The sequence below is a fragment of the Rhizobium sp. TH135 genome, from assembly GCF_002855515.1.
Classification (GTDB): domain Bacteria; phylum Pseudomonadota; class Alphaproteobacteria; order Rhizobiales; family Rhizobiaceae; genus Allorhizobium.
On the sequence record NZ_PKRP01000001.1, the window covers coordinates 672,776 to 694,073 of the forward strand.

27 protein-coding genes and 1 pseudogene are annotated in these 21,298 nt (G+C 60.8%); 10 read left to right on the forward strand and 18 right to left on the reverse strand.

Going from position 1 to position 21,298, the window contains the following annotated elements:
• The 3 genes from C0V73_RS03205 to C0V73_RS03215 are packed head-to-tail and all read left to right on the forward strand — an operon-like array spanning nt 1 to nt 4,039.
• Nucleotides 1–1,671 (forward strand): amidohydrolase, encoded by a 1,671-nt coding sequence (locus C0V73_RS03205; protein WP_102018522.1) that lies wholly within the window; start codon nt 1–3, stop codon nt 1,669–1,671.
• 14 nt (nt 1,672–1,685) lie between these two features.
• Entirely contained in the window at nt 1,686–3,362 is a 1,677-nt protein-coding gene (locus C0V73_RS03210; protein WP_102018523.1) for an amidohydrolase, read from the forward strand.
• Nucleotides 3,359–4,039 carry a TetR/AcrR family transcriptional regulator gene (locus C0V73_RS03215; protein WP_102018524.1) on the forward strand — a complete coding sequence of 227 codons (681 nt, stop codon included), beginning with the start codon at nt 3,359–3,361 and terminating at the stop codon, nt 4,037–4,039. The genes C0V73_RS03210 and C0V73_RS03215 overlap by 4 nt, the downstream gene beginning before the upstream one ends.
• Here C0V73_RS03215 and C0V73_RS03220 read toward each other — a convergent pair.
• Together C0V73_RS03220 and C0V73_RS03225 are read right to left on the reverse strand one after the other, a co-directional pair.
• Nucleotides 4,036–4,875 carry an amidohydrolase gene (locus tag C0V73_RS03220; protein WP_102018525.1) on the reverse strand — a complete coding sequence of 280 codons (840 nt, stop codon included), beginning with the start codon at nt 4,873–4,875 and terminating at the stop codon, nt 4,036–4,038. The two genes, C0V73_RS03215 and C0V73_RS03220, sit on opposite strands and share 4 nt — an antisense overlap.
• 28 nt (nt 4,876–4,903) lie before the next feature.
• Nucleotides 4,904–5,704, reverse strand: a complete 801-nt coding sequence (locus C0V73_RS03225; protein WP_102018526.1) for an IclR family transcriptional regulator — start codon at nt 5,702–5,704, stop codon at nt 4,904–4,906.
• Between the two features lie 135 nt (nt 5,705–5,839).
• Here C0V73_RS03225 and C0V73_RS03230 point away from each other — a divergent pair, with 135 nt between their 5' ends.
• Together C0V73_RS03230 and C0V73_RS03235 are read left to right on the forward strand one after the other, a co-directional pair.
• Nucleotides 5,840–6,568, forward strand: a complete 729-nt coding sequence (locus tag C0V73_RS03230; RefSeq protein WP_102018527.1) for an SDR family oxidoreductase — start codon at nt 5,840–5,842, stop codon at nt 6,566–6,568.
• Nucleotides 6,569–6,589: 21 nt separating this feature from the next.
• The gene (locus C0V73_RS03235) at nt 6,590–7,432 is read left to right on the forward strand and encodes a fumarylacetoacetate hydrolase family protein (RefSeq protein ID WP_102018528.1); all 843 of its coding nucleotides are present in this window, start codon (nt 6,590–6,592) and stop codon (nt 7,430–7,432) included.
• A 47-nt stretch (nt 7,433–7,479) separates the two neighbouring features.
• Here the strand turns inward: C0V73_RS03235 and C0V73_RS03240 are convergent, their stop codons facing one another.
• The 5 genes and pseudogenes from C0V73_RS03240 to C0V73_RS03260 all read right to left on the reverse strand — a co-directional run bounded on the left by C0V73_RS03240 (nt 7,480) and on the right by C0V73_RS03260 (nt 12,164).
• Complete coding sequence (locus C0V73_RS03240; protein ID WP_102018529.1) at nt 7,480–7,806, reverse strand: XRE family transcriptional regulator; 327 nt, start codon at nt 7,804–7,806, stop codon at nt 7,480–7,482.
• Nucleotides 7,803–8,127, reverse strand: a pseudogene (locus tag C0V73_RS03245) (type II toxin-antitoxin system RelE/ParE family toxin). Before C0V73_RS03245 ends, C0V73_RS03240 begins: the two are co-directional and overlap by 4 nt.
• 103 nt (nt 8,128–8,230) lie before the next feature.
• Nucleotides 8,231–8,941 (reverse strand): outer membrane protein, encoded by a 711-nt coding sequence (locus C0V73_RS03250; RefSeq protein WP_172449989.1) that lies wholly within the window; start codon nt 8,939–8,941, stop codon nt 8,231–8,233.
• 130 nt (nt 8,942–9,071) lie between these two features.
• Entirely contained in the window at nt 9,072–10,571 is a 1,500-nt protein-coding gene (locus C0V73_RS03255) for an NAD(P)(+) transhydrogenase (Re/Si-specific) subunit beta (protein WP_102018531.1), read from the reverse strand.
• 21 nt (nt 10,572–10,592) lie between these two features.
• Nucleotides 10,593–12,164 carry a Re/Si-specific NAD(P)(+) transhydrogenase subunit alpha gene (locus tag C0V73_RS03260; protein ID WP_102018532.1) on the reverse strand — a complete coding sequence of 524 codons (1,572 nt, stop codon included), beginning with the start codon at nt 12,162–12,164 and terminating at the stop codon, nt 10,593–10,595.
• 258 nt (nt 12,165–12,422) lie between these two features.
• On the opposite strand from C0V73_RS03260, the gene C0V73_RS03265 reads away from it, so the two are divergent.
• Nucleotides 12,423–12,587 carry a DUF1328 domain-containing protein gene (locus C0V73_RS03265; protein ID WP_102018533.1) on the forward strand — a complete coding sequence of 55 codons (165 nt, stop codon included), beginning with the start codon at nt 12,423–12,425 and terminating at the stop codon, nt 12,585–12,587.
• A gap of 89 nt (nt 12,588–12,676) precedes the next feature.
• Here C0V73_RS03265 and C0V73_RS03270 read toward each other — a convergent pair whose 3' ends face one another.
• Entirely contained in the window at nt 12,677–13,432 is a 756-nt protein-coding gene (locus tag C0V73_RS03270) for a Crp/Fnr family transcriptional regulator (protein WP_102018534.1), read from the reverse strand.
• A 57-nt stretch (nt 13,433–13,489) separates the two neighbouring features.
• On the opposite strand from C0V73_RS03270, the gene C0V73_RS03275 reads away from it, so the two are divergent.
• Nucleotides 13,490–13,951: a hypothetical protein gene (locus C0V73_RS03275; protein ID WP_143708301.1), complete on the forward strand. Its 462-nt coding sequence runs from the start codon at nt 13,490–13,492 to the stop codon at nt 13,949–13,951.
• Here C0V73_RS03275 and C0V73_RS03280 read toward each other — a convergent pair.
• Both C0V73_RS03280 and C0V73_RS23430 read right to left on the reverse strand, forming a co-directional pair.
• Nucleotides 13,919–14,485, reverse strand: a complete 567-nt coding sequence (locus tag C0V73_RS03280) for an RNA polymerase sigma factor (RefSeq protein ID WP_102018536.1) — start codon at nt 14,483–14,485, stop codon at nt 13,919–13,921. The two genes, C0V73_RS03275 and C0V73_RS03280, sit on opposite strands and share 33 nt — an antisense overlap.
• On the reverse strand, nt 14,482–14,820 hold the full coding sequence (locus tag C0V73_RS23430) for a NepR family anti-sigma factor (RefSeq protein WP_245407887.1): 339 nt from the start codon (nt 14,818–14,820) through the stop codon (nt 14,482–14,484). Before C0V73_RS23430 ends, C0V73_RS03280 begins: the two co-directional genes overlap by 4 nt.
• Nucleotides 14,821–14,874: 54 nt before the next feature.
• Between C0V73_RS23430 and C0V73_RS03290 the strand changes: the two genes are divergently transcribed.
• Complete coding sequence (locus C0V73_RS03290; protein WP_102018537.1) at nt 14,875–15,039, forward strand: DUF1328 domain-containing protein; 165 nt, start codon at nt 14,875–14,877, stop codon at nt 15,037–15,039.
• An 82-nt stretch (nt 15,040–15,121) separates the two neighbouring features.
• On the opposite strand, the gene C0V73_RS03295 is transcribed toward C0V73_RS03290, so the two are convergent.
• From C0V73_RS03295 to C0V73_RS03315, 5 genes are all read right to left on the reverse strand, one after another.
• Nucleotides 15,122–15,313 carry a hypothetical protein gene (locus tag C0V73_RS03295; RefSeq protein WP_102018538.1) on the reverse strand — a complete coding sequence of 64 codons (192 nt, stop codon included), beginning with the start codon at nt 15,311–15,313 and terminating at the stop codon, nt 15,122–15,124.
• Nucleotides 15,310–15,645 carry a hypothetical protein gene (locus tag C0V73_RS03300; RefSeq protein WP_245407857.1) on the reverse strand — a complete coding sequence of 112 codons (336 nt, stop codon included), beginning with the start codon at nt 15,643–15,645 and terminating at the stop codon, nt 15,310–15,312. Before C0V73_RS03300 ends, C0V73_RS03295 begins: the two co-directional genes overlap by 4 nt.
• A gap of 85 nt (nt 15,646–15,730) precedes the next feature.
• Complete coding sequence (locus C0V73_RS03305) at nt 15,731–16,795, reverse strand: putative zinc-binding metallopeptidase (protein WP_102018540.1); 1,065 nt, start codon at nt 16,793–16,795, stop codon at nt 15,731–15,733.
• A 43-nt stretch (nt 16,796–16,838) separates the two neighbouring features.
• On the reverse strand, nt 16,839–17,816 hold the full coding sequence (locus C0V73_RS03310; RefSeq protein ID WP_102018541.1) for a sensor histidine kinase: 978 nt from the start codon (nt 17,814–17,816) through the stop codon (nt 16,839–16,841).
• A gap of 101 nt (nt 17,817–17,917) precedes the next feature.
• On the reverse strand, nt 17,918–18,712 hold the full coding sequence (locus tag C0V73_RS03315; RefSeq protein WP_102018542.1) for a response regulator: 795 nt from the start codon (nt 18,710–18,712) through the stop codon (nt 17,918–17,920).
• A gap of 152 nt (nt 18,713–18,864) precedes the next feature.
• Here C0V73_RS03315 and C0V73_RS03320 point away from each other — a divergent pair, with 152 nt between their 5' ends.
• Entirely contained in the window at nt 18,865–19,056 is a 192-nt protein-coding gene (locus C0V73_RS03320; RefSeq protein WP_102018543.1) for a NepR family anti-sigma factor, read from the forward strand.
• Nucleotides 19,057–19,113: 57 nt separating this feature from the next.
• Here the strand turns inward: C0V73_RS03320 and C0V73_RS03325 are convergent, their stop codons facing one another.
• Together C0V73_RS03325 and C0V73_RS03330 are read right to left on the reverse strand one after the other, a co-directional pair.
• Entirely contained in the window at nt 19,114–19,563 is a 450-nt protein-coding gene (locus C0V73_RS03325; protein ID WP_102018544.1) for a hypothetical protein, read from the reverse strand.
• Nucleotides 19,564–19,565: 2 nt separating this feature from the next.
• Nucleotides 19,566–19,919 (reverse strand): DUF883 family protein, encoded by a 354-nt coding sequence (locus tag C0V73_RS03330; protein ID WP_102018545.1) that lies wholly within the window; start codon nt 19,917–19,919, stop codon nt 19,566–19,568.
• Between the two features lie 217 nt (nt 19,920–20,136).
• Between C0V73_RS03330 and C0V73_RS03335 the strand changes: the two genes are divergently transcribed.
• Nucleotides 20,137–20,334, forward strand: coding sequence for a CsbD family protein (locus tag C0V73_RS03335; RefSeq protein ID WP_076393716.1), 198 nt, complete (start codon nt 20,137–20,139; stop codon nt 20,332–20,334).
• Between the two features lie 66 nt (nt 20,335–20,400).
• On the opposite strand, the gene C0V73_RS03340 is transcribed toward C0V73_RS03335, so the two are convergent.
• A complete protein-coding gene (locus C0V73_RS03340; RefSeq protein WP_102018546.1) occupies nt 20,401–21,258 on the reverse strand; it encodes an aromatic ring-hydroxylating dioxygenase subunit alpha in 858 nt (285 codons plus the stop codon).
• Between the last annotated feature and the right edge of the window lie 40 nt (nt 21,259–21,298).

Here is a 21,298-nt window from a genome sequence, read left to right on the forward strand (position 1 = left end):
ATGGCAACCACGGCAAACATTATCATCACCAATGGCCGCGTCCTCACCATGGACAGCGCCGCCCCGCGCGCCGAAGCGGTCGCGATCGCCAGCAACCGCATTCTTGCGGTCGGGAGCGAAGCCGAGGTGAAGGCTCTGGCCGGCACGAACACGAAGCTAATTGACGCCAAGGGCGCGACCGTCATGCCGGGCTTCAACGAAGCCCATATGCATATCTTCCCTGGCTCCGTCTCGCTGCGCCAGTTGAACCTGCACGGCATTCAGGGCTTCGAGCCATTGAAGGCCGCAATCCTCGACTATGCGGCGAAGAACCCCGACGAGCCGCTGCTGATGGGTTTCTCCGCCGACTATTCGATCATCTCGCTGACCGAACCCTGCACCCGCCATCACCTGGATGCGATCCTTCCGGACCGTCCCTTCATGATGTTCGCGCCCGACCATCACACCGCTTGGGCCAACACCGCAGCACTGGAGAAGGCAGGCATTCTGCAGGGCAAGGATGTCGGCATCGGCAATGAGATTGTCATGGGACCGGACGGTCTCGCGAATGGCGAGTTGCGCGAGGGCAATGCCTTCGGCCCGGTCTCGGCGCTCGCCTCCACAGGCGGGCGCGAGGAACTCGGCATGGTCACAGGCATGGATCCGGAAAACGTCACGCCGGAACAGTTTGCCCTCGACCGCGCCATATTGAAAGCCGGCCTCGACTATTGCGCCTCCTGGGGCGTCACCTCGATCCAAAATTTCGATGGCAACCACTACCAGCTGCGCCTGATGCGCGATCTGGAGCTTTCGGGCGAGCTCTCCTGCCGCATCCGCATCCCCTATCACATGAAGAATTTCATGGCGCTGGAGGACCTCGACAAGGCGGCAGCCTGGAAGAAAGAATTCGCCACCGACATGCTGCGCGGCGATTTCGTCAAGGTCTTCATGGACGGCGTACTGGACAGCCAGACGGCCTATATGCTGGACGGATATGGCGACCGGCCGGGCTATACCTACGAGCCGCTCTTCACGCCGGAAGCCTTCAACGCCATCGCCACGAAGGCCGATGCACTCGGCCTGCAGGTCGCAGTCCACGCGATCGGCAGTGCCGCGATCCGTCAGACACTCGACGGCTACGAGGCTGCTGTGAAGGCGAACGGCAAGCGGAACAACCGCCACCGCATCGAGCATATCGAGATCATCCATCCGGATGATATCCCGCGCTTTGCCGAGCTCGCCATCGTCGCCTCCATGCAGCCTGTCCATTACCCCGGGGGCACCTGTTTCCCGGCGGAACCGACGACGGCGAAGATCGGCGAGGATCGCTGGGACTACGCCTATGCCTGGCGCACGATGAAAGAAGCCGGCGCCCCCGTCGTCTTCGCCTCCGACTGGCCCGTCTCGCCCGTATCGCCCTTCCAGTGCATCCAGGATGCATTGACCCGGAAACCCTGGAAGGAGGGCCTGAAGGACCAGCGCTTTTCGCTGATGGAGGCGCTCGAAGCCTACACTTCGATCGGCGCCTGGGTGGAGTTCATGGAAGACCGCAAGGGCATGCTGAAGCCCGGTTATCTCGCCGATGTCGTGATCCTCACCAGAGATATCGAGGCTGTCGCGCCCGAAGAGATCATGGACAGCGTTCGTCCTGCCGTCACGATCTGCGACGGCCACATCACCTTCCAGGCTTGAAGAAAGACCGTACCATGAGCGCCGATCTCGTCATTCACAATGCTCGCATCCTCACCATGGATGACGAGCATCCCCGCGCGGAAGCGATCGCGCTCACCGGCAACCGCATCACTGCCGTGGGTAGCAGTGCCGAGATCCTTAAGCTCGCGGGACCGCAGACCCGCGTCGTCGATGCCGGTGGCGCAACGGTGCTGCCGGGCTTCAACGAAGCGCATATGCACATCTTCGGCGGCTCGGTCTCGCTCGGCGAACTCTCGCTCTTCGGTGTTAGTGGATTCGACGCCCTGTCCAAGGCCGTACGGGACTATGCGACCGCCAACCCGGACCTGCCACTGCTTGTGGCCCAGACGGCAGATTACACCATTCTGTCAGAGACTGAGCGCGTCACTCGCCACCATCTCGACCGCATTATCCCGGATCGCCCCTTCATGATGGTCGCTCCCGACCGGCACACGGCCTGGGCCAATACCATCGCGCTGGAAAAGGCCGGCATCCTTCAGGGTCGCGATGTCGGCGTCGGCAACGAGATCGTGATGGGCGAGGACGGCCTCGCCAATGGCGAGCTGCGCGAGAGCAACGCGATGCGTCCTGTCGCGTCGATGAGCGTGACCGGCGGACGCGAAGGTCTGGGCGTCGGCACCGGCGGTGATCCCGAACATGTCACCCCGCAAGAGCGCGCCGGCGACATCGCGGTGCTGAAGAAGGGGCTGGCCTATTGCGCCTCACTCGGCATTACCTCGTTCCAGAACATGGACGGCAATCTCTATCAGCTGGAAATGCTGGACGAGATCGAGAAGACCGAGGGCTTGGCCGTTCGCGTGCGCATGCCTTACCACATGAAGAACTTCATGCCCCTCTCAGATCTCGAAGAGAAGGCCGCCGCCTGGAAGGCGCGCTTCGACACGGACAAGCTCCGCTGCAACTTTGTTAAGCTGTTCATGGATGGTGTCACCGAGGGCGAAACGGCCGTCTTCGTCGACGACTACGCCCATAAGCCCGGCTGGAGGGGCGAGCCGCTATTCTCGAGCGACGCCTTCAATGCCGTCGCGACGGAAGCCAATCGCCTCGGCCTGCCGGTTGCCGTGCACGCGATCGGTGACGGCGCGGTCCGCATGGTGCTCGATGGCTACGAGGCCTCGATCAACGCCAATGGCCGAAAGGACATGCGCAATCGCGTCGAGCATATCGAGGTCGTTCATCCCGACGACATCAAGCGCTTTGCCGAAACTGGCACCGTCGCGTCCATGCAGCCGACGCATCCGCCGGGTTCGGCAGGCCTGCCGCTCGAACCCTATCTCACCTATATCGGCCGCGAGCGCTGGCCTCTCGCTTTCGCTTGGAAGACGCTGGTCGATGCCGGAGCCACGATCGTCTTCGCGACCGACTGGCCGGTCTCCCCGCTTCCGCCTTTGAGCTGCATCGGCGACGCCATGACGCGCCACCCCTGGGCGGATGATATGCCGGACCAGCGCCTGAGCCTTCAGGAAACGCTCGCCGCCTACACCCGAACCAGCGCCTGGGTCGAATATATGGAAGACCGCAAGGGCGTGTTGAAACCGGGATATCTCGCAGATGTCGTACTTCTCTCTGGCGACATCGAGGCGACCGACCCGGCAAGCATCACCGCGCTGTCTCCCGTGCTGACCATCTGCGACGGCCGCGTCACCTTCGAAGCCGGAGGAGGCCGATGAGCGAGGCAGCGGACGCGACGCAGGAGAAACCGGTGAACGCCCCGGGACGTGGCCGCCCCACAGGCGCCACCCGCAAGGGGCTGGAAACCCGTGTCCGCATCATCAAGGGTGCCCGCGAAGCGCTGGAGGAAGGCGGCATGGAGGCGCTGACGACGCGCCGCATCGCCGCCTCCGCTGGCGTCAAGCTCGCGACACTGCACTATTATTTCGACAGCAAGGAAAGCCTCCTGCTTGCCGTGCTCGAAGACCTTATTGCAGAAATGGATGAGGCCTACCGGCAGGATGTCGCCTTGCCGAAAGACCCGGAGGACCGGGTGGAAGCCCTGATCCGGGCCAGCTGGCGCTACATCCAACGCACAAGGGGCAAGCAGATCGCCCAGACGGAGCTGACGCTCTACGCCCTTCGGACCAAGGGCTCTGAATGGCTCGCGGCCCGTCAGTACAACGCCTATATCGACTTTTACGGACACCTCGTCTTCGAGGACGACAGCGACGAGGAGCTCCGCCGCATTGGACGAGCCGTCGCCCGCCAGATGCTGATCGGCATCGACGGCATCATCCTGCAGAGCTACGCCCTCGAAGATCTCTCCGCCTCGAATGAGGACATCGAAGCCCTCATCATTGCCATGCGCGGCTATCTCCGCCGTCTCCTGGCAGAGCATGGCAAGGCGCGTTAGCCGAGCTGCCAGATCCCTCGGGCATTGCCAGAGAAGAGCTTTTCCTTCTCTTCAATCGTGCATCCATGCAGCAGCGCCTGCGTCGTCGCGACCCAGGTCGAGAGCCCGCCGCCCAGCGTGCAGACCGGCCAGTCCGAGCCCCAGATCGCGCGATCGAAACCAAAGGATGCGATCGTGTGCTCAAAATAGGGCTTGAGGTCTTCGAGCGTCCAGTTCTCCAGATCGCCATAGGCCGGGATGCCGGAGATCTTCACCCGCACGTTTTCGCGGCTGGCAATGTCGGTGATCCCGGTCTTCCACGTGTCATAGCCATGCCCCTTGATGTCGGGCACACCGCAATGATCGAGGATGAAGGTGACGTCGGGCGCAAGATCAAGCAGTGCCTTCGCCTTGTCGATCTGATGCGGCAGCATGCAGAGATCGAAGGTGAGACCCGTGCCTGAGAGCCGTTTCACATTTTCGCGAAACAGAGCGCCTTCCGACACATCATCCGGCACGACATGCAGCACGCGGCGAAAGCCTTTGACGAAGGGGGTGGCGCGCTGGGTCTCCAGATAGGAGGCAAAGCCAGGCTCTTCCGGCCGGCACGAGGCAATCACGCCTCGGATCAGGCTATCAGGCCTCCGCGACAGGTCCTGAACTATCGCGGTTTCCCGGGGAATATCCTCGGGCGCGACGTCTACCTCCATATGCAGCACCGAGGAGATCCCGAGCCGACGCGCCTCCCGCGAATAGGTCTCCCACGTGAAGTCGGCATCCAGCGCCGGCACATCCTTCAGCCAAGGATAGCTCAGCCGGTCGCGATAAATAAGATGGAGATGGGTATCTATAATCATGGCAGGCCCCTCCCAAGGCCGTTGAAACTCAATTCGTGTCGGCCATCTCAGCGCCGAGACCGGCACCCGCAAGCTCCGAGATCCGCCGCGCCGTCTCCGTCAGCGCCTCGATCGTGCGAGTGATATCGGGCGCCTCGGGCGCGTTGATGATGGTGATGTAAGGCACAGTGAGCGCGCCCAAGGCCTCGCCATCGGCACTGACGATCGGCGCCGAGAGGTTGACGACCCCAGCCGTCTGGGCGCTCGGCATCATCTCGTAGCCGCGAGCCCGAATCTGGTCGAGCCTGCTGATGAAGGCCTCCGTCATCCGCCCTTCGGGACCACCGCTCGCCACATGCTCGGCGACCATCATCGCCCGCACCTCCGGACTGCGGAAGGCGAGAAGGATATGGCCGGAACCGGTGTCGAACAGCCCCATGCGCGAGCCGACGCGGATCGAGATCCCCCAATAGCCCGGCGCCTCCAGCTGCGCGATGACGACGGGATGGCCACGGTCATAGACGACGATGTGGTTTTCCTGCCGGGTGATCTCAGCCAGTTCCCGCATCAACGGCATGGCAAGCGAGGCCAGCCGCCGCGTCGGCGCGTGCAGTTGTGCGAGACCAAAGAGCTTCAGCGTCAGCACGTACCGGTCACCGTCGAGCCGCGCGACATAGCCGCGCTTCACCAGTCGATCGAGCATACGGTAGAATTCATTCGGGCTGCGGTCGAGTTTCTTGGCGATCTCCGCCTGGCTCAAGCCCCCATCGACGCCCGCCAGAAGCTCCAGAATGTCGAGCCCCTTGTCGAGCGCCGGCGCCCGGTAGCGGTCCTGATCGAGGTCATTCACGTTTTTCTCTCCCTGAAGTCCAATGACTGACCTTGACGTTCATGAATAAATGTTTTGCATATGAATGATGCTCGCATCGACCGTGGGAATATGCAAGGGTCGACTGACGAGGGATCGGCTGGAGGAGCCAAGAAGATGAACCTTGAAAAGAAGCATGCGCTGGTAACCGCAGCCGGCCAGGGCATCGGCCGCGCCAGCGCCATCGCCTTCGCCCGCGCAGGCGCCACCGTTGTCGCGACCGACATCAACACCGAAGCGCTGGCAAGCCTGGAGGGCGAGACAGGCATCACCACGCGCCAGCTCGACGTCTTGAACGACGATGCAGTCAAGGCCGTGGTCGCCGAGACCGGACCCTTCGATGTTCTGTTCAATTGCGCCGGTGTCGTGCATGGCGGAACGGTCCTGGACATGAACGACAAGGATCTGGACTTTGCCCTCGACCTCAATGTCCGCGCCATGATCCGCACCATCCGCGCAGTTCTGCCGGCCATGCTGGAACGCGGCGACGGCTCGATCATCAACATGGCCTCGGTCGCGAGCGCCATCAAAGGCGTACCGAACCGCTTCGCCTACACGGTCACCAAGGCAGCCGTGATCGGCCTCACCAAGTCGGTCGCCGCCGACTATGTCACGCAGGGCATCCGCTGCAATGCCATCTGCCCGGGCACTGTCGAAAGCCCCTCGCTGCAGGACCGCATGCGCGCTCAAGGGGACTACGACGCCGCCCGCGCCGCCTTCATCGCCCGCCAGCCCATGGGGCGCCTGGGTACCCCGGAAGAAATCGCCGACCTTGCCGTCTATCTCGCCGGCGCCACCTACACTTCGGGCCAAGCCTATGCCATCGACGGCGGCTGGACGATCTAATATTCAGGAAGGAACAAGACCATGAAACTCATGCGCGTCGGCCCGCTCGGCCAGGAAAAGCCTGCGATCCTCGACAAGGATGGCAAGGTTCGTGACCTTTCCGCCCACGTGACCGATATCGGCGGCGCCGCCATCTCGCCGGAGGGCCTGGCGAAGATCACGGCTCTCGACCTCTCCTCGCTGCCGGAAATTGCTGCCGACCGCATCGGCGCCTGCGTCTCCGGCACCGGCAAGTTCATCTGCATCGGCCTCAACTATTCCGACCACGCCGCCGAAACCGGCGCGGCCGTCCCGCCGGAGCCGGTCATCTTCATGAAAGCGACCTCGGCCATCTGCGGCCCCAACGACGACGTCCTGATCCCGCGCACTTCGGAAAAGACCGACTGGGAAGTCGAACTCGGCGTCGTCATCGGCAAGACAGCGAAATATGTCTCGGAAGCCGACGCCATGGATTACGTCGCCGGCTACTGCGTCTCCCACGACGTCTCCGAACGCGCCTTCCAGACGGAGCGCGCTGGCCAGTGGACCAAGGGCAAGTCCTGCGACACCTTCGGCCCGATCGGCCCCTGGCTCGTCACCAAGGACGAGATTTCCGATCCGCAGAACCTCAAGATGTGGCTTTCGGTCAACGGCAAGATGATGCAGGACGGCTCGTCCAAGACCATGGTCTACGGCGTCGCCCACCTCGTCTCCTACCTCTCGCAGTTCATGAGCCTGCATCCCGGCGACGTCATCTCCACCGGTACGCCTCCAGGCGTCGGCCTCGGCATGAAGCCGCCGCAGTTCCTCAAGGCCGGCGATGTGGTCGAGCTCGGCATCGAGGGCCTCGGCACGCAGAAGCAGACGTTCAAGGCGGATGTCTGAGTTGAACTTTTAGTACCGCATTGGACCCCGCCCTCGTGGCGGGGTTTTCAATTGCGCCCAGAAGCGGTCAAGAATTCAGCCAGTCTCGATGAACGCGCTAAGCTACGTCCTTCACACGGATCTCGATCTCGAGCCGCTGATGCGATGTTAAACAGTGCATCAAGTGAAAATTTCGAGAGCTTCCCGCGCAAGAGATCATTGGTACGCGGACGGGTCAGCCCGAGTCGCCTGGCTGCCTCATCCTGCGAGAGACCCCATCCGAAAACAGCATTGCGGATTTCGAAAAGCAGAGCTGAACGCGCCTTGAGATTGGCCGCTTCCTGCTCGGTGTCAGAGAGGGCGTCCCAGACGCTAATATCAATCTCTTCGCTCATATTTCCTGCTTCCATCGCTTCAGCCTCTGAATGGCAAGATCGATATCTTTCTTAGGTGTAGCCTGTGTCTTCTTCTGGAAGGCATGCAACACCAGAACCCTGTCCTCCAATGTCGCCAGGTAGACGATCCGGAAAGCCCCGAAAGCTTCACGGATTCTGATTTCCCGGACCACCGGCTCCGATTGTCGGCATCGGTTTCCAGTCATCTGGATCCAATCCTCGCTGAACGAGTTCCAGTTGCCAGCCGGCATCGATCCGGGCGTCCTCGGGAAACGCACGAACATCCGCTTTGCTACTTCCAAGCCACTGGATCAGCTTCATGCAGCTAATGTATCAAAACGGGTACAGTGCTACCAACAAAAAACCGGGCGTCGCCACCCGGCTTCTACTTTAGATCGCTGCCTGACAACCCTGGTCGTTCAGATCAGAAACTGTAATTCACGCCAACCCGGAACAGGTGGCTTGAAGGGTCGGACTTGTAGCTGTCAGTCGGGCTGACCGTCCCGACCGGCGAGGTGCGCGACTTGTAATCGGTGTAGAGATACTCAGCCTTGAAGCTCAGCGCTTCGGTCATGGCATATTCTGCACCGACACCAGCGACGTAGCCGAAATATGTCTGCTGGTCTTCGCCCACAATCGCACCAAGGACCGGGTCAACACCACCCTTGCCACCGGCGACCGCCAGACCACCGGTCACGTAGAGCAGCGTCCGGTCGAAAGCGACGCCGACGCGAGCGCGCGCCGTGCCCTGCCAGCCGAGTTCGAAACTGCAGTTCTGCGAGGGAAAGCCCGCGCAGGCCTTGTCGCCCTTGATCTTCGCCCAGGAAACGTCGGCTTCGACGCCATAGACCATGTTGCCGTTCTGGATGTTATAGCCCGCCGTCACACCGGCGAGGCCACCGCGCAAGGGCGTTTCGGAAAACAGCGTGCCCGAGCCGGTCTGCGTTTCCACTTCGCCGACGGCACCACCGCCGACAACACCGACATAGCCGCCGCCCCAGTCGTGAATGATATCAGCGACAGCGCCCTGCGGCGGCAGCGGTAGTGGTGCATCGGATGAATTAAGGTCGGCTGCCGTCGCTGCCGTTGCGATAAGCCCGGCGGAAATGCCGGCAAGAAACACCCTGATGCTCACGAAAACTCCTGCGGTCACACTGGCCACCATCTAAGTGGCTTATGGTTAACGTCCGGTTTTCATGGCAACCCATGGAAGAAAAAAGCCGGGCGTCACCACCCGGCTTTAAAGATTTGGTCTGATCCGAAGCTTACTTGATCAACGGCAAAATACTGTCGATCGACTTCTTCGCATCACCGTAGAACATCCGCGTATTCTCCTTGTAGAACAGCGGGTTCTCGATGCCGGAATAACCTGTGCCTTGGCCGCGCTTGGAGACGAAGACCTGCTTCGCCTTCCACACTTCCAGAACAGGCATGCCGGCGATCGGCGAGTTCGGGTCTTCCTGGGCGGCCGGGTTGACGATGTCGTTCGAGCCGATCACGATGACGACATCCGTCTCGGGGAAGTCCTCGTTGATCTCGTCCATTTCCAGAACGATATCGTAGGGCACCTTGGCTTCGGCAAGCAGCACGTTCATGTGGCCTGGCAGACGACCGGCGACCGGATGGATCGCGAAGCGCACCGTCTTGCCGGCAGCACGCAGCTTGCGGGTCAGCTCCGACACCGACTGCTGCGCCTGGGCAACCGCCATGCCGTAGCCTGGAACGATGATGACGCTGTCTGCATCGTTCAGCGCATTGGCAACACCGTCGCCGTCGATCGCGATCTGCTCGCCCACGACTTCCATCTGCGGTCCGGTCGTGCCGCCGAAGCCGCCAAGGATGACCGAGACGAAGCTACGGTTCATCGCCTTGCACATGATGTAGGAGAGGATCGCACCGGACGAACCGACCAGCGCGCCGACGACGATCAGCAGATCGTTCGACAGCGAGAAGCCGATGGCCGCAGCTGCCCAACCGGAATAGCTGTTGAGCATTGAGACGACGACCGGCATGTCGGCACCGCCGATGCCCATGATCAGATGGTAACCGATGAAGAGCGCCAGAAGCGTCATCAGGATCAGCGTCCAGCTACCGGCGCCGTTGAAATAGAGCACCAGCAGGATCAGCGAGCCGAGGGCAGCACCGGCATTCAGCATATGGCCGCCCGGCAGTTTCTTCGCCTTGCCATCAACCTTGCCCGCCAGCTTGCCATAGGCGACAACCGAGCCGGTGAAGGTCACCGCGCCGATGAAGACGCCGAGGAAGACCTCGATCTTCAACACGGCGATTTCGGCTCCAGTCTTTTGAGCGATCTTGAGCGCGAAGCCGGCAAAGTCGGCAAACAGGTTCGCCTGACCGGCCTGAGCCGCGCACGCCACGGCGCTTAGCGGATCGCAAGTGTTGAGGCCGGCGTCGGCAAGCGTGCTGGCGATGCGCCACATCTCGATTTCGGCATTGAAGCCGATGAAGACGGCAGCCAGACCAACCAGCGAATGCATGGCGGCCACAAGCTGTGGCATTTCCGTCATCTGCACGCGCTGGGCAACGACCCAGCCGATACCGCCACCGATGGCGATCATGACGACCGAGACGAACCAGTTACCGGCACCAGGGCCGTAAAGCGTCGCGACCACCGCGAGCCCCATGCCGACGATGCCATACCAGACGGCGCGCTTGGCGCTTTCCTGGCCGGAGAGCCCGCCGAGCGACAGGATGAAGAGAACGGCGGCGACAACATAGGCCGCTGTGGTGAATCCGTATTCCATGAGTGTGTCCCCTCCCCTAACTCAAGACTTCTGGAACATGGCGAGCATGCGCCGTGTCACCATGAAGCCACCGAAGATGTTGATGCCGGCCATCAGGACCGACAGCGCACCGAGGATGATCACCAGGAAGTTGCCTGATCCGATCTGCATCAGGGCACCCAGAATGATGATCGAGGAGATGGCATTGGTGATCGCCATCAGCGGCGTGTGCAGCGAATGGCTGACATTCCAGATGACCTGGAAGCCGACGAAGCAGGCGAGCACGAAGACGATGAAATGGCTCATAAAGCTGGCCGGCGCGTAAAGACCGGCGAGCAGGATGAGCGCGCCGCCACCGGCAAGCATGCCCACCTGGTTGCGGGTCTGGGTCTTGAAGGCGGCGATTTCCTGGGCCCGCTTTTCTTCGGGCGTCAGCTCCTTCACCTTTTCCTTCGGCTTGGCAGCAGCGATCGCCTGGATCTTCGGCGGCGGTGGGGGATAAGTAATCTCGCCGTCCTTGGTGACGGTGGCACCCCGGATGACATCGTCTTCCATATTGTGCACGACCACGCCATCCTTGGCCGGCGTCAGGTCCGTCATCATGTGGCGGATGTTGGTCGAATAGAGCGTCGACGACTGCGCGGCCATGCGGCTCGGGAAGTCGGTATAGCCGACGATGGTGACGCCGTTCTCGGAGACGATCTTCTGGTCCGCGACGGTCAGGTCGCAGTTGCCGCCACGCTCGGCAGCGAGGTCGACGACAACGGAACCGGGCTTCATCGCGGCCACCATGTCGGCAAGCCATAGCTTCGGCGCATCCCGGCCCGGGATCAGCGCCGTGGTGATGACGATGTCGATCTCCGGTGCCAGTTCGCGGAACTTGGCGAGCTGCTTTTCGCGGAATTCCGGCGACGACGGGGCAGCATAGCCGCCGGTTGCCGCACCATCCTGCGTCGCTTCAAATTCGAGATAGACGAACTGCGCGCCCATGCTCTCGATCTGCTCGGCCACCTCAGGACGAACGTCGAAGGCGTAGGTGATTGCGCCGAGCGAGGTAGCCGTCCCGATAGCGGCGAGACCGGCAACGCCAGCACCGATGACCAGTACCTTGGCCGGCGGCACCTTGCCGGCAGCCGTCACCTGACCGGTGAAGAATCGACCGAAATTGTTGCCGGCCTCGATCACGGCGCGATAGCCGGCGATGTTGGCCATCGACGACAGCGCATCCATCTTCTGGGCGCGCGAAATGCGCGGCACCATATCCATGGCAACGACGGTCGCGCCCTTGGCCTTGGCCTGCTCCAATAGGGCCGAGTTCTGGGCCGGATAGAAGAAGGAGATCAGCGTCTTGCCGGGGCCGAGACGATCGACTTCGGATGTCTCCGGCGGCCGCACCTTGGCAATGATGTCGGCCGTCTCGAAGAGCGCGGCAGCCGTCTCGACGACGGTCACGCCAGCGGCGCGATAGGCGTCGTCCGACAAGCCTGCGGCCTTGCCCGCGCCGCTTTCGATGACACACTCATAGCCGAGTTTCTGCAGTTGCGCGGCGCTGTCCGGCGTCATCGCAACGCGGGCCTCGCCGGCGTAAATCTCCCTTGGCGATCCGATCTTCAATCCCATCTCCCTAACTCCGTTCGAACGGGGCAAACCTCAGTCCCTCGCCTAAAGTCGAAGGACACTCCAATGGCGGACACGAGCAGAAGCGAGGTCGCCTGTCTAGTCCAGCTTTCAGGACAAGTGACGGTTTTAGGCAATGGCGCGTCGGCTTAAACCGATTTTTGTTGCACCGCACAAAACAAGACCTTTGTCCCCGGGAGGGAACAATTGCGGCAAGTCACTGTTTCCCCATGGAACATTGCAAGGGAGACACGCATGCTACAATGGATCCTCATCCTTCTTCTCATCGCCGCCGTGGCGAGCCTTCTCGGTTTTCGCGGCGTGGCCGGCGCCTCTGCCGGCATCGCCAAGATCCTGATCTTCATCGTCCTGATCGTCATGATCATTGCGCTCTTCACAGGCGTCCTGATCGTCGCCTGACATCCGCGAGACCAGACGAAAAAGCCCGCCGCGAAGTGTTCACGGCGGGCTATTCTTTTGTCTGGCAGCCCCTAGCCGGGCGGCAAATGCTAGATAAATGGCCGGATCCGCGGCTCTCCGGGAGTCCAGCCGGCGATGTCCTCAAGCCCGCGCGCATCGAGGATCTCGCACCCGCGGTCACGCCACAGGATCAGGCCTCGATCGGAGAGCTTCTTCAGGGTCTTGTTCGTGTGCACGATCGAGAGGCCCAGCGTATCGGCAAGGTGCGTCTGCGTGATCGGCACATGCCGCTGCCTCTCGTCCACAACGCCGGCCACGCGCCCACGCTCGAAGAGGAAAGCCAATAGATAGGAAGCACGCTCCAGCGCCGAACGTCGGCCGACACTCAGCAGGTGTTCATCAAGGATCGTCTCTTCCCGCGCGGCGAGCCAGGTCAGATCGAAGCCGAGGCCGGGATGGCGCTCGAAGAGAGAAAACAGCCGGCTACGTTCGAAGACGCAAAGCGTCATCGGCGTCAGGGCTTCGACCGAATGCTGCATTTCCGCCATCACGGCGCCCTGCAGCCCGATCATGTCTCCTGGCACCACATAGTTGAGGATCTGCCTGCGACCGTCTTCGAGGATCTTGTAGCGGAAGCCCCAGCCACCAAGAACGGTGTAGAGATGAGCGCTCTGCGCACCCTCCACCAACACTGTCGTGCCGGGATCGGCCTGCAACTCGCCCCGCTTGAAGTTGGAGACGAACTCCAACTCTGCTTCCGTGAAGGGCCGAAACTGCTTCATCCGCCGAAGCGGACATTCGTAGCAACTGACGCGAACTGGATTGTGGCGCGGCTCCGGTGCCATGCGATCACCTCGTTTGGCTGCCATCATGTTCCCGCGTGGAACAACCATGGCATCGACATGTCTTATTTAAATGACGGCCATCTGGGGTGGACCCATAAAGCGCGCCTGACAGAAGGAAGTCCCATGAACACATCGCCGCCGCGCGTCCTCATCGCTGAAAACCAATATTTGATCGCGATGGAGGTGGAGCGGATCCTGCAGGAGAGCCTGGTTTGCGATGTAAAAATCACGCCAGTTTCCGGGCTTGCGAACGAACTCTCTGCCGGAGAGTTCGATATCGTCATCATCGACGCTGCGTCTTCCGAACCACTCAATGTGGAGCGGGCGACACTTGTGCTGTCGGCCGGTGCCCTGCCGGTCTTCCTGTCGTCCTATGATCATTTCCCCGATGCCGGCACGATCGTTTCGTCCTACCCCATCCTATCGAAACCGCCGCAGGCAGACGAGCTGGCCGCGGCGGTCATCGACGCAATGCGTCGCAAGTGGTTAAACAGCGAAGGCCTTCTTGATGACCGCTGAGCTGTGCGCGTCCGGGCCGTAGTCACCTTCGCCACTTACACCGAGGATTTCCTGCAGCTTGTTGCGCGCGCGGTTGATGCGGCTCTTAATCGTGCCCACAGCGCAGCCGCAGATCTCGGCAGCCTCTTCATAGGCAAAGCCCGACGCGCCAACGAGAATGATCGCTTCGCGCTGGTCACTCGGCAACTGGTCGAGTGCGCGCTTGAAATCCTGCAGGTCAAGTGAACCATATTGCTGCGGATGCGTTGACAACTGCGACGTGAAGATGCCGTCCGTATCGGACACTTCACGGCCGCGTTTGCGCATCTGCGAATAGAACTCGTTACGCAGGATGGTGAAAAGCCAGGCCTTCATATTGGTGCCGGGTTCGAAATGATCCTGCTTGGCCCAAGCCTTCATGATCGTGTCCTGAACCAGATCGTCCGCTACATGGTGGCGACCTGTGAGCGACACGGCAAAGGCGCGCAGGTTTGGGAGCGCGGCCAGAAGATCGCGCTTGAATGCTCCGTCGATCGACTTGTCGGCAACGGTCATCGAGCAGTGTCCTTCATGCGAGTGTCATCGCCGGCCTGGCGCTCTGCCATATCCAGCCGTTCGAGAAGCTGGAGAAACCGTTCCGGTATCCCCTCTTCCTGCACCGACTGATAATATTCCCGCAGTTGCGCCGAGACGCCAGGATGAAAGGCGCCCGTTCCAGGCAGCCCGTTCGAAACCGGCGCTTTCTTTGAATGTTCTGTCATTGGGTCCAACGGGTTTGAAAGAGTGTCGCCTGACAACGCCGCAATCCCGATAAGGTTCCACGCGCCAGAGCATTTTTTAGCTTGCTTTTCGACGGCTGTCGAAGGTGCTCTCGAAGCCGTGATCGGCATGGAACAAAGTCACGAAATCGACGTTTTCCAGCCATCGAAACTCGGAGAACCAACATGCTTTATTACGCTCTCGTCTTCCTCGTCGTCGCCCTGATCGCTGGCGTTCTCGGCTTCGGCGGCATCGCTGGCGCCTCTGCCGGCATTGCCAAGATCCTGTTCGCAATCTTCATCATTCTCTTCATCATCTCCCTCGCGATGCGTCTGTTCCGTCGGGCGTAACGGGAGACCGGAAGCGGATACAAAAAAGGCTGCGCTGAGAGGCGCAGCCTTTTTTCGTTTGGAATAGTCGGACAAAGAAATGTCAGAGAATGATCCAGACCATGACCGCGATCAGCAGGCCCAGCATGATCAAGAGAGTGGTGACCGTGAAGGAACCATAGCGTGGAGGGACCTGCGATTCGAGATCCTGATCGAGGCCAGCTTCTTGTGCCACATGCCGGTTCTGCGCATCGATTTCGGAAGACGGTTGGCGGTCGTGAGTGGACGGGCTCATTCGACTGCTCCGTAGCGATCAGCAGGGACCGGTGCGATCAGCGCCTGCGCCTCAGCCGGACCGGCAGTGACGACCGGGGCGTCGAGAGCAGCAAGCTTGCCGGGGTCGATCGTCTGGCGAATATCACGACCTGCAACCAAATCCGCACTGACGGGGAAGCAATCACCATAAATGATGTCCGCCATCGCCCGGGCGCGACGCAGTTCTTCCGGCAAAGCCTGATAGCAAGCCTGATCCGTTTCGTAAGAAATCACGGCGACCGGATCCTGAAGACAGGTGGTGTCTTGGGGATGGCAGGCCACGATGACCAATAAGGCAGCCATACTGTTCATGATCAGTCTCCGTGTTACTGGAAGGTTAACGCGGAGACTTGATCGATGTTCCGGGAATTCGGCGCCTGCTAGGCGGAGCGCAAGATCAGGAGCGTATCAGCTCATGAATATAGTGAAGTTTGGCAATGACGGGCTCTGACAGGACGAAGGGGTAAAGGTCCTGCTGCCCCATGCTGCGGTTAATGCTGTTGATGGCAAGCGTCAGCGGAACCCAGGCACGGATAAGCGCCCCTGCGCTGCCGGCAGTGTAACTGTCGAAGGTCCGCTTCAACTCGATCGCAGGCACATCGGCCTCGACATCAGGGCTCGTTCTGAGGCCGAAGGCATCGGCAGTATCAAGCGCATCCACCATATGGAAGTAATGCGCAAACGTTTCTGCGAAGTCTTCCCAAGGGTGACTGGCGGCATAGGCGGAAATGAAAGTATTCTCCCAGCCGGGAACAGGACCTTCGGCGTAATGCCGCTTGAGAGCTTCGGAATAGTCAATCCGCTCGTCACCGAAGACGGCACGGAATTCCTCGAAAGCACCTCGGTCACGTACCAGGACGTTCCAGTAATAATGGGCAACCTCGTGGCGGAAATGGCCAAGCAAAGTGCGGAAGGGCTCGCCCAGCGCCACACGACGGGCCTCCCGCTCTGCGTCGGAGCCCTCGGCGATGTTGAGCGTGATCAGGCCCTCGGCATGGCCGGTCAGCACCGGTGCCTCCCCATCGGGAGCAGCTGGGTCGTCAGCCAGAAATTCAAAACCAAGCCCCCGTTCCGGATCTGCAGTGCGGCTGACGAGCGGCAGACGGAACCTCAGCAGCGAATAGAAAAGGCCGCGCTTGGCAAGCTCGATCCGCTGCCAGTTGTGCAGGTTTTCCGGCACGGAGAGATCGGGGATAGTTACATTATGCCGGCACGCAACACAGAAGCCGCTGTCGTCGCCATCATCGGCAAGCCAGTTGCAGCCGCCCATTGCCGCGTTGGCACACGGGTTGACCGGGACCGGTTCCGTCTGGCCATGATCGAGAATATGGGTGCCCGAAGCATCGAGCGCGACCATGTCGAGGCTGGTTGCCCGGAACGCCAGCCGCGCGCCGCAAGTGACGCAGCCGTCGTTTTCGAAATGCACGACATTCGTACAGTTGCTGCAACTGAACAGGCGCATGATCTCGTCTTTCTATGGGGGCGACACCGGAGTGTCGGAGGGGTCAGTCGAAGATCTCGAGCGGGAACCGAAGCATGTAGCGCACTTGCCCATTCTCGAGTTTGTGGGTGGCCTCGCCGTTGACCGAAGAGGGAACGACACGCTCAAGCACGGTGCTGCCGAAACGGGCCGCTTTCGTTTCCTCGCCAACCTGCGCAGTGAATGGCTCGTTCCAGCCAATCTCGACAACGGGACCATCCGGTGTATCGATCTTGCGGCATGAGACCTCGATCGGCAGACGCCGCTGCAAGAAATCGCCGTGGCTGACGGCATTCACGACCAGTTCGTGCAATGCCAGGCCAATATGCAGCGAAGCGTTCGGTGTCAAAAGCACATCGTCGCCGGAGACGTGAACCAGATCGGCATTCTCCTGCACATAGCGATCGACCTGCTGTTTCAAGAGGTCGCGGAAATAAGCGCCGCGCCAGCTCGAGTCGGTGATCAGGTCTTGCGACTGCGACAGCGCATGAAGCCGGCCTCGGAATTTTCCGAGGAACATGTCCAGCGTGCCGGAGTAACGCGCAGTCTGGGAAGCAATGCTTTGGATGATCGCAAGCAGGTTCTTCGAGCGGTGGCTCACTTCGCGCAGCAGCGCCCTCAACAGACGCTCACGCCGGCGATCCTCGGTCCGGTCGATCACCACGGTGATCATGTGCAGATCATTATCTGCCATTTCCACCATGCGGCATCGGAATTCGAAGAAGGTATCGTCGCCCGCCTCGATCTCCAGCTCTACCCGATCACCGGCATCTACGAGACCCGACTTCAGCTCCGCCAGCTTCTGTCCGATCTCTGGCCCGAAAATCGTATCGTCGGACGGCTTGCTACCTGCCGGCAGACGCCACCGCGCCGGAAGCGAGGTGATGCAGACATAGGTACCATCCTTGTCCTGAAGAATCAGGCTGGCGCCCATGTCAATGAGCGCGGTTATGAAGAACTCCCGCAGCTGCTCATCGCCGCGCTGAGGTTCAAACCATGTCAACCGATGTACCAATTGTCCTGCTCCGCCGTTGATCGGCACCCCGGACCGGCACTCGCGGCCGGCCCCATTTCTCACTTTAACCTATGCCCATCTGAGCGGGATTAGACTTGCTCTGCCACGCGCTCGTTGAAGAAGAGCGCCTGGCTGATCAGAGCCTTGACCATGTCGGGGTTGAACGGCTTGGTCACCAGGAAGGCCGGCTCCGGACGTTCGCCGGTCAGCAGACGTTCCGGGAAGGCAGTGATGAAGATAACCGGGATGGTATCCACCTTCAGAATGTCGTTCACCGCGTCGATGCCCGAGCTGCCATCCGCAAGCTGGATGTCGGCCAGAACCATCTTCGGGCTCGTGCGCTTGTAGAGATCAACGGCTTCGGCATGCGTGCGCGCAATACCGGTAACGCGGTGCCCCAGATCTTCGACCATCTGTTCGATGTCGAGCGCGATCAGCGGCTCGTCCTCGATGATCATGATGTCCGTTGCCACCTGGCGGGAGATCTCCATCGAGGCTTCATTGAAGAGCGCGTTGAATTCTGCCTCGCTGACGCTGAGCACGTTGGCGGCCTCTGCCGTGGTGAAGCCTTCAACGGTGATCAGGAGGAAAGCATGGCGGGCGCGTGTCGGAACGGCTGCGAGATTGGCGGCAGCACGCTTTTCCCAGGCGAAGGGCGAGGTGATCTGCGGCAGCTCCACCTTGGTGGAATCATAAATGACGACAAACAGCTTGTAGAGCGCGACGCGATCATCGCCGGTGGCCGGAAAAATCGAGATATCGGCGATCAGAGCCTCAAGGACCGCAGCGACATAGGCATCTCCTGATGTCTGCGAACCAGTGACGGCGCGTGCATATCGCCTCAGATAAGGAAGATGGACGGCAACGCGGGCAGTAAGGGACATGCAGTTCTCCAATCAGTATGGAATTCGGTGCGGACTCGGCTGAGAACGCGGGGCTTACAAAAAAGTTCCATCTCCCCAGGAACTTTTTTGCATCCGAAATCTTATAGGAGTAATTCTCATTTCGCCTAGGGAAACGATGGAACTGGAACAAAATGGCTGAAGGCCCCGCGGACAAACCGGCTAAACCGAAAAAGCTCCCCGCAGCGCGACGCCAGAACGACAATGCGCTGATCGCCACCAAACTCCGTGGCTACTACGACAGCATTATCGAAGAAGGCACCCCTCCTCATTTTCTGGACCTCCTCGAGCGGCTGCAAGACGCAGAAACCAAAGCGAAGAAATAGGCGCGCTTTCGCTGAAGGCCAGAGCACGAGGCACTGGATTTCGACATTCGCGTGATATCAATCGTCCCGTCCATCCCGCCCGACGCCCTGCATCTTCGCAACACCGAAGACGAGCGCGGCGATTGCGGCAGTGGCAAGCAAGGATCGCCCCTTCATCAGCGCGGGAACACCGGCCAGCAATTGCAGGGTCATGGGATCCGGCAACTGCGACCTCGCCGCACGACGTCGTGCCTCCATGCGCCGCTCGGTCGCCTTGTTCATCGACTGGACGACGAGAATGACGATGAGTCCGCAGAGGGCGGTGACGCCCGCGACGATGAGGGCGGCATAGATCGCGCCGAACTCGCTGGACAGATAGAAGCCCAATGCCAGAAGCAATGCCACATAGGCCGTAACCGCCAGAACACCGACAATCGCGCCCCCGATGAGGGAGCGCGTGATGCGAGTGGCGGTCGGCTGCACTCGACCGAAGGCGAGAATGCCAAGTTGTCTAAAGAGCGGCAGCATGATCAACGCCGCGTAAGCAGTGCGAGCACGTAACCGACGCCAGCTGCGATGGCGAGCGACTGGAACGGCCGCTGATGAACATAGGCCTCCAGCTCGTCTTCGACATTCGCAATGCTTTCACGCGCGCTGTCGACGTACTGTTGCGAAGTCTCGCCTGCTTGGCGGATCTTGCTACTGCCGAACGACGCAACCGTCTGCGTCAGTGCCGCGATATCCCTGCGAAGCGCTTCGAGATCGGCCTGCACGTCGCTTCCGGTGGCACCACCGACAGAATCGGTCTTCGCCTCGATCCGGTCGGCAAGCTCGTTCGCCTTGTCCTCGATGTCATTCTTGGAGGCGCTCGGTACCTGGGCCATGGGGATCTCCTTCACTCGTTCTTCGATTGCGTTTCGCCTAGAGAACGTCGGGCAAGACCGAGTGTTCCACCGGTCCCGATATATTCTCAACCGCCGCCGCTACGGCCCTACCAGGCCATTGCCGTCAAACAACGAGGACGGAACTTCTGCGACAAAACGGCGTTTTCGGATCCGAGGACACGGAGCCTCGACCAACACCAGACACGGGAGAACACCGATGAATTGGAATCAGATCGAAGGCAACTGGGAACAGTTCAAGGGCAAGGCCCAGACCCAGTGGGGCAAGCTGACCGGTGACGATCTCGACGTCATCGCCGGCAAGCGCAAGGAACTCTCCGGCAAGATCCAGGCAGCCTATGGCAAGACCCAGGAAGAAGCCGATCGCGAGATCGACGACTGGATGACCCGAGGCTAAGACCGTCAGGTCTAGAAGCTACCCAAACCCGGAAGCACCCGCTTCCGGGTTTTCTTTTGCCTGAAGTCAGGCAGCCGTCGTCGTCGCGCCGTAGATCACGCCCTTTTCCTTGAGCCACCGACGATAAGCTATCGACGAGGCATCCGCCCGCGTCGGGACTTCCTTGCGGGGCTCAAGCGGCAGGAGCACTGGCCGCTGGTTTTCGAGGATGATCCGGTCCTGCAGGAAAATCATCTGCTGGAAATGAATGAGCTCCGTCGTCGTCGAGACATCGTCGATCAGATACATGATCGGATGCGCCCGGCAGCGGCCCGGATCGAGCGGCTGGACGAAGAGGCCGATGACATCCCAGCGATTGGTGGCGTTGGGACATGTCTTATAGAGGATCGTCGTGAACGGCGTCATCACCCGGTACATGTATTGCGTGGTGATACCGTCAGACGCAGACAGAGCGGCCTGCGGCTGGAAGAATGTGCAGTTCGTCGCCCAGACCTCGTCTTCCTCGCGCCTGATCTCGACATCGTAACTCTGCACTTCCGTATGCGGCTCGGCACCCAGAACATCGGTATGGACAAAGGGAAAATGTGCCATGTCGAGGAAATTCTCGACGATGCGAAGCCCTGACGCCTTCACGGTGACGACACCGCAGGGCACATAGCGCCGGTCCCGCTCATCGGCTTCCGGCAGCGGAAAGATCTCGCGCTGGGGCTCACCCGGCGTCGCCCAAAGAAACCCGAAGCGATGGCGCAGCGGCAGCGGCTCGACGCGTCCTTCGGCAAAGACCTCGATCGCCCCATCCGTCTGCTTGACGACGGTGAGATCCGTCCCGAGCAGCCGGTTCTGCGATCTTCCGACGGGGATCACAGCCTCGGTATCGAGCACATACCACTGATCAAGCGACGCCTTGTCGATACCGTTCTGCATAATCCGTCTTTCCTCTGGAGCACGGGAGAAACCACTTGAA

What these genes read in the sequence shown, in the direction of transcription:
- C0V73_RS03290 (WP_102018537.1), top strand. Translation starts at nt 14,875, where the DNA reads ATGCTTTATTACGCTCTCGTCTTCCTCGTCGTCGCCCTGATCGCTGGC.
- C0V73_RS03270 (WP_102018534.1), bottom strand. Translation starts at nt 13,432, where the DNA reads ATGGCACCGGAGCCGCGCCACAATCCAGTTCGCGTCAGTTGCTACGAA.
- C0V73_RS03275 (WP_143708301.1), top strand. Translation starts at nt 13,490, where the DNA reads ATGTCTTATTTAAATGACGGCCATCTGGGGTGGACCCATAAAGCGCGC.
- C0V73_RS03305 (WP_102018540.1), bottom strand. Translation starts at nt 16,795, where the DNA reads ATGCGCCTGTTCAGTTGCAGCAACTGTACGAATGTCGTGCATTTCGAA.
- C0V73_RS03330 (WP_102018545.1), bottom strand. Translation starts at nt 19,919, where the DNA reads ATGGCCCAGGTACCGAGCGCCTCCAAGAATGACATCGAGGACAAGGCG.
- C0V73_RS03315 (WP_102018542.1), bottom strand. Translation starts at nt 18,712, where the DNA reads ATGTCCCTTACTGCCCGCGTTGCCGTCCATCTTCCTTATCTGAGGCGA.
- C0V73_RS03215 (WP_102018524.1), top strand. Translation starts at nt 3,359, where the DNA reads ATGAGCGAGGCAGCGGACGCGACGCAGGAGAAACCGGTGAACGCCCCG.
- C0V73_RS03300 (WP_245407857.1), bottom strand. Translation starts at nt 15,645, where the DNA reads ATGAACAGTATGGCTGCCTTATTGGTCATCGTGGCCTGCCATCCCCAA.
- C0V73_RS03240 (WP_102018529.1), bottom strand. Translation starts at nt 7,806, where the DNA reads ATGAGCGAAGAGATTGATATTAGCGTCTGGGACGCCCTCTCTGACACC.
- C0V73_RS03280 (WP_102018536.1), bottom strand. Translation starts at nt 14,485, where the DNA reads ATGACCGTTGCCGACAAGTCGATCGACGGAGCATTCAAGCGCGATCTT.
- C0V73_RS03265 (WP_102018533.1), top strand. Translation starts at nt 12,423, where the DNA reads ATGCTACAATGGATCCTCATCCTTCTTCTCATCGCCGCCGTGGCGAGC.
- C0V73_RS03230 (WP_102018527.1), top strand. Translation starts at nt 5,840, where the DNA reads ATGAACCTTGAAAAGAAGCATGCGCTGGTAACCGCAGCCGGCCAGGGC.
- C0V73_RS03320 (WP_102018543.1), top strand. Translation starts at nt 18,865, where the DNA reads ATGGCTGAAGGCCCCGCGGACAAACCGGCTAAACCGAAAAAGCTCCCC.
- C0V73_RS03205 (WP_102018522.1), top strand. Translation starts at nt 1, where the DNA reads ATGGCAACCACGGCAAACATTATCATCACCAATGGCCGCGTCCTCACC.
- C0V73_RS03210 (WP_102018523.1), top strand. Translation starts at nt 1,686, where the DNA reads ATGAGCGCCGATCTCGTCATTCACAATGCTCGCATCCTCACCATGGAT.
- C0V73_RS03220 (WP_102018525.1), bottom strand. Translation starts at nt 4,875, where the DNA reads ATGATTATAGATACCCATCTCCATCTTATTTATCGCGACCGGCTGAGC.
- C0V73_RS03235 (WP_102018528.1), top strand. Translation starts at nt 6,590, where the DNA reads ATGAAACTCATGCGCGTCGGCCCGCTCGGCCAGGAAAAGCCTGCGATC.
- C0V73_RS03340 (WP_102018546.1), bottom strand. Translation starts at nt 21,258, where the DNA reads ATGCAGAACGGTATCGACAAGGCGTCGCTTGATCAGTGGTATGTGCTC.
- C0V73_RS03295 (WP_102018538.1), bottom strand. Translation starts at nt 15,313, where the DNA reads ATGAGCCCGTCCACTCACGACCGCCAACCGTCTTCCGAAATCGATGCG.
- C0V73_RS23430 (WP_245407887.1), bottom strand. Translation starts at nt 14,820, where the DNA reads ATGCCGATCACGGCTTCGAGAGCACCTTCGACAGCCGTCGAAAAGCAA.
- C0V73_RS03335 (WP_076393716.1), top strand. Translation starts at nt 20,137, where the DNA reads ATGAATTGGAATCAGATCGAAGGCAACTGGGAACAGTTCAAGGGCAAG.
- C0V73_RS03325 (WP_102018544.1), bottom strand. Translation starts at nt 19,563, where the DNA reads ATGCTGCCGCTCTTTAGACAACTTGGCATTCTCGCCTTCGGTCGAGTG.
- C0V73_RS03255 (WP_102018531.1), bottom strand. Translation starts at nt 10,571, where the DNA reads ATGGAATACGGATTCACCACAGCGGCCTATGTTGTCGCCGCCGTTCTC.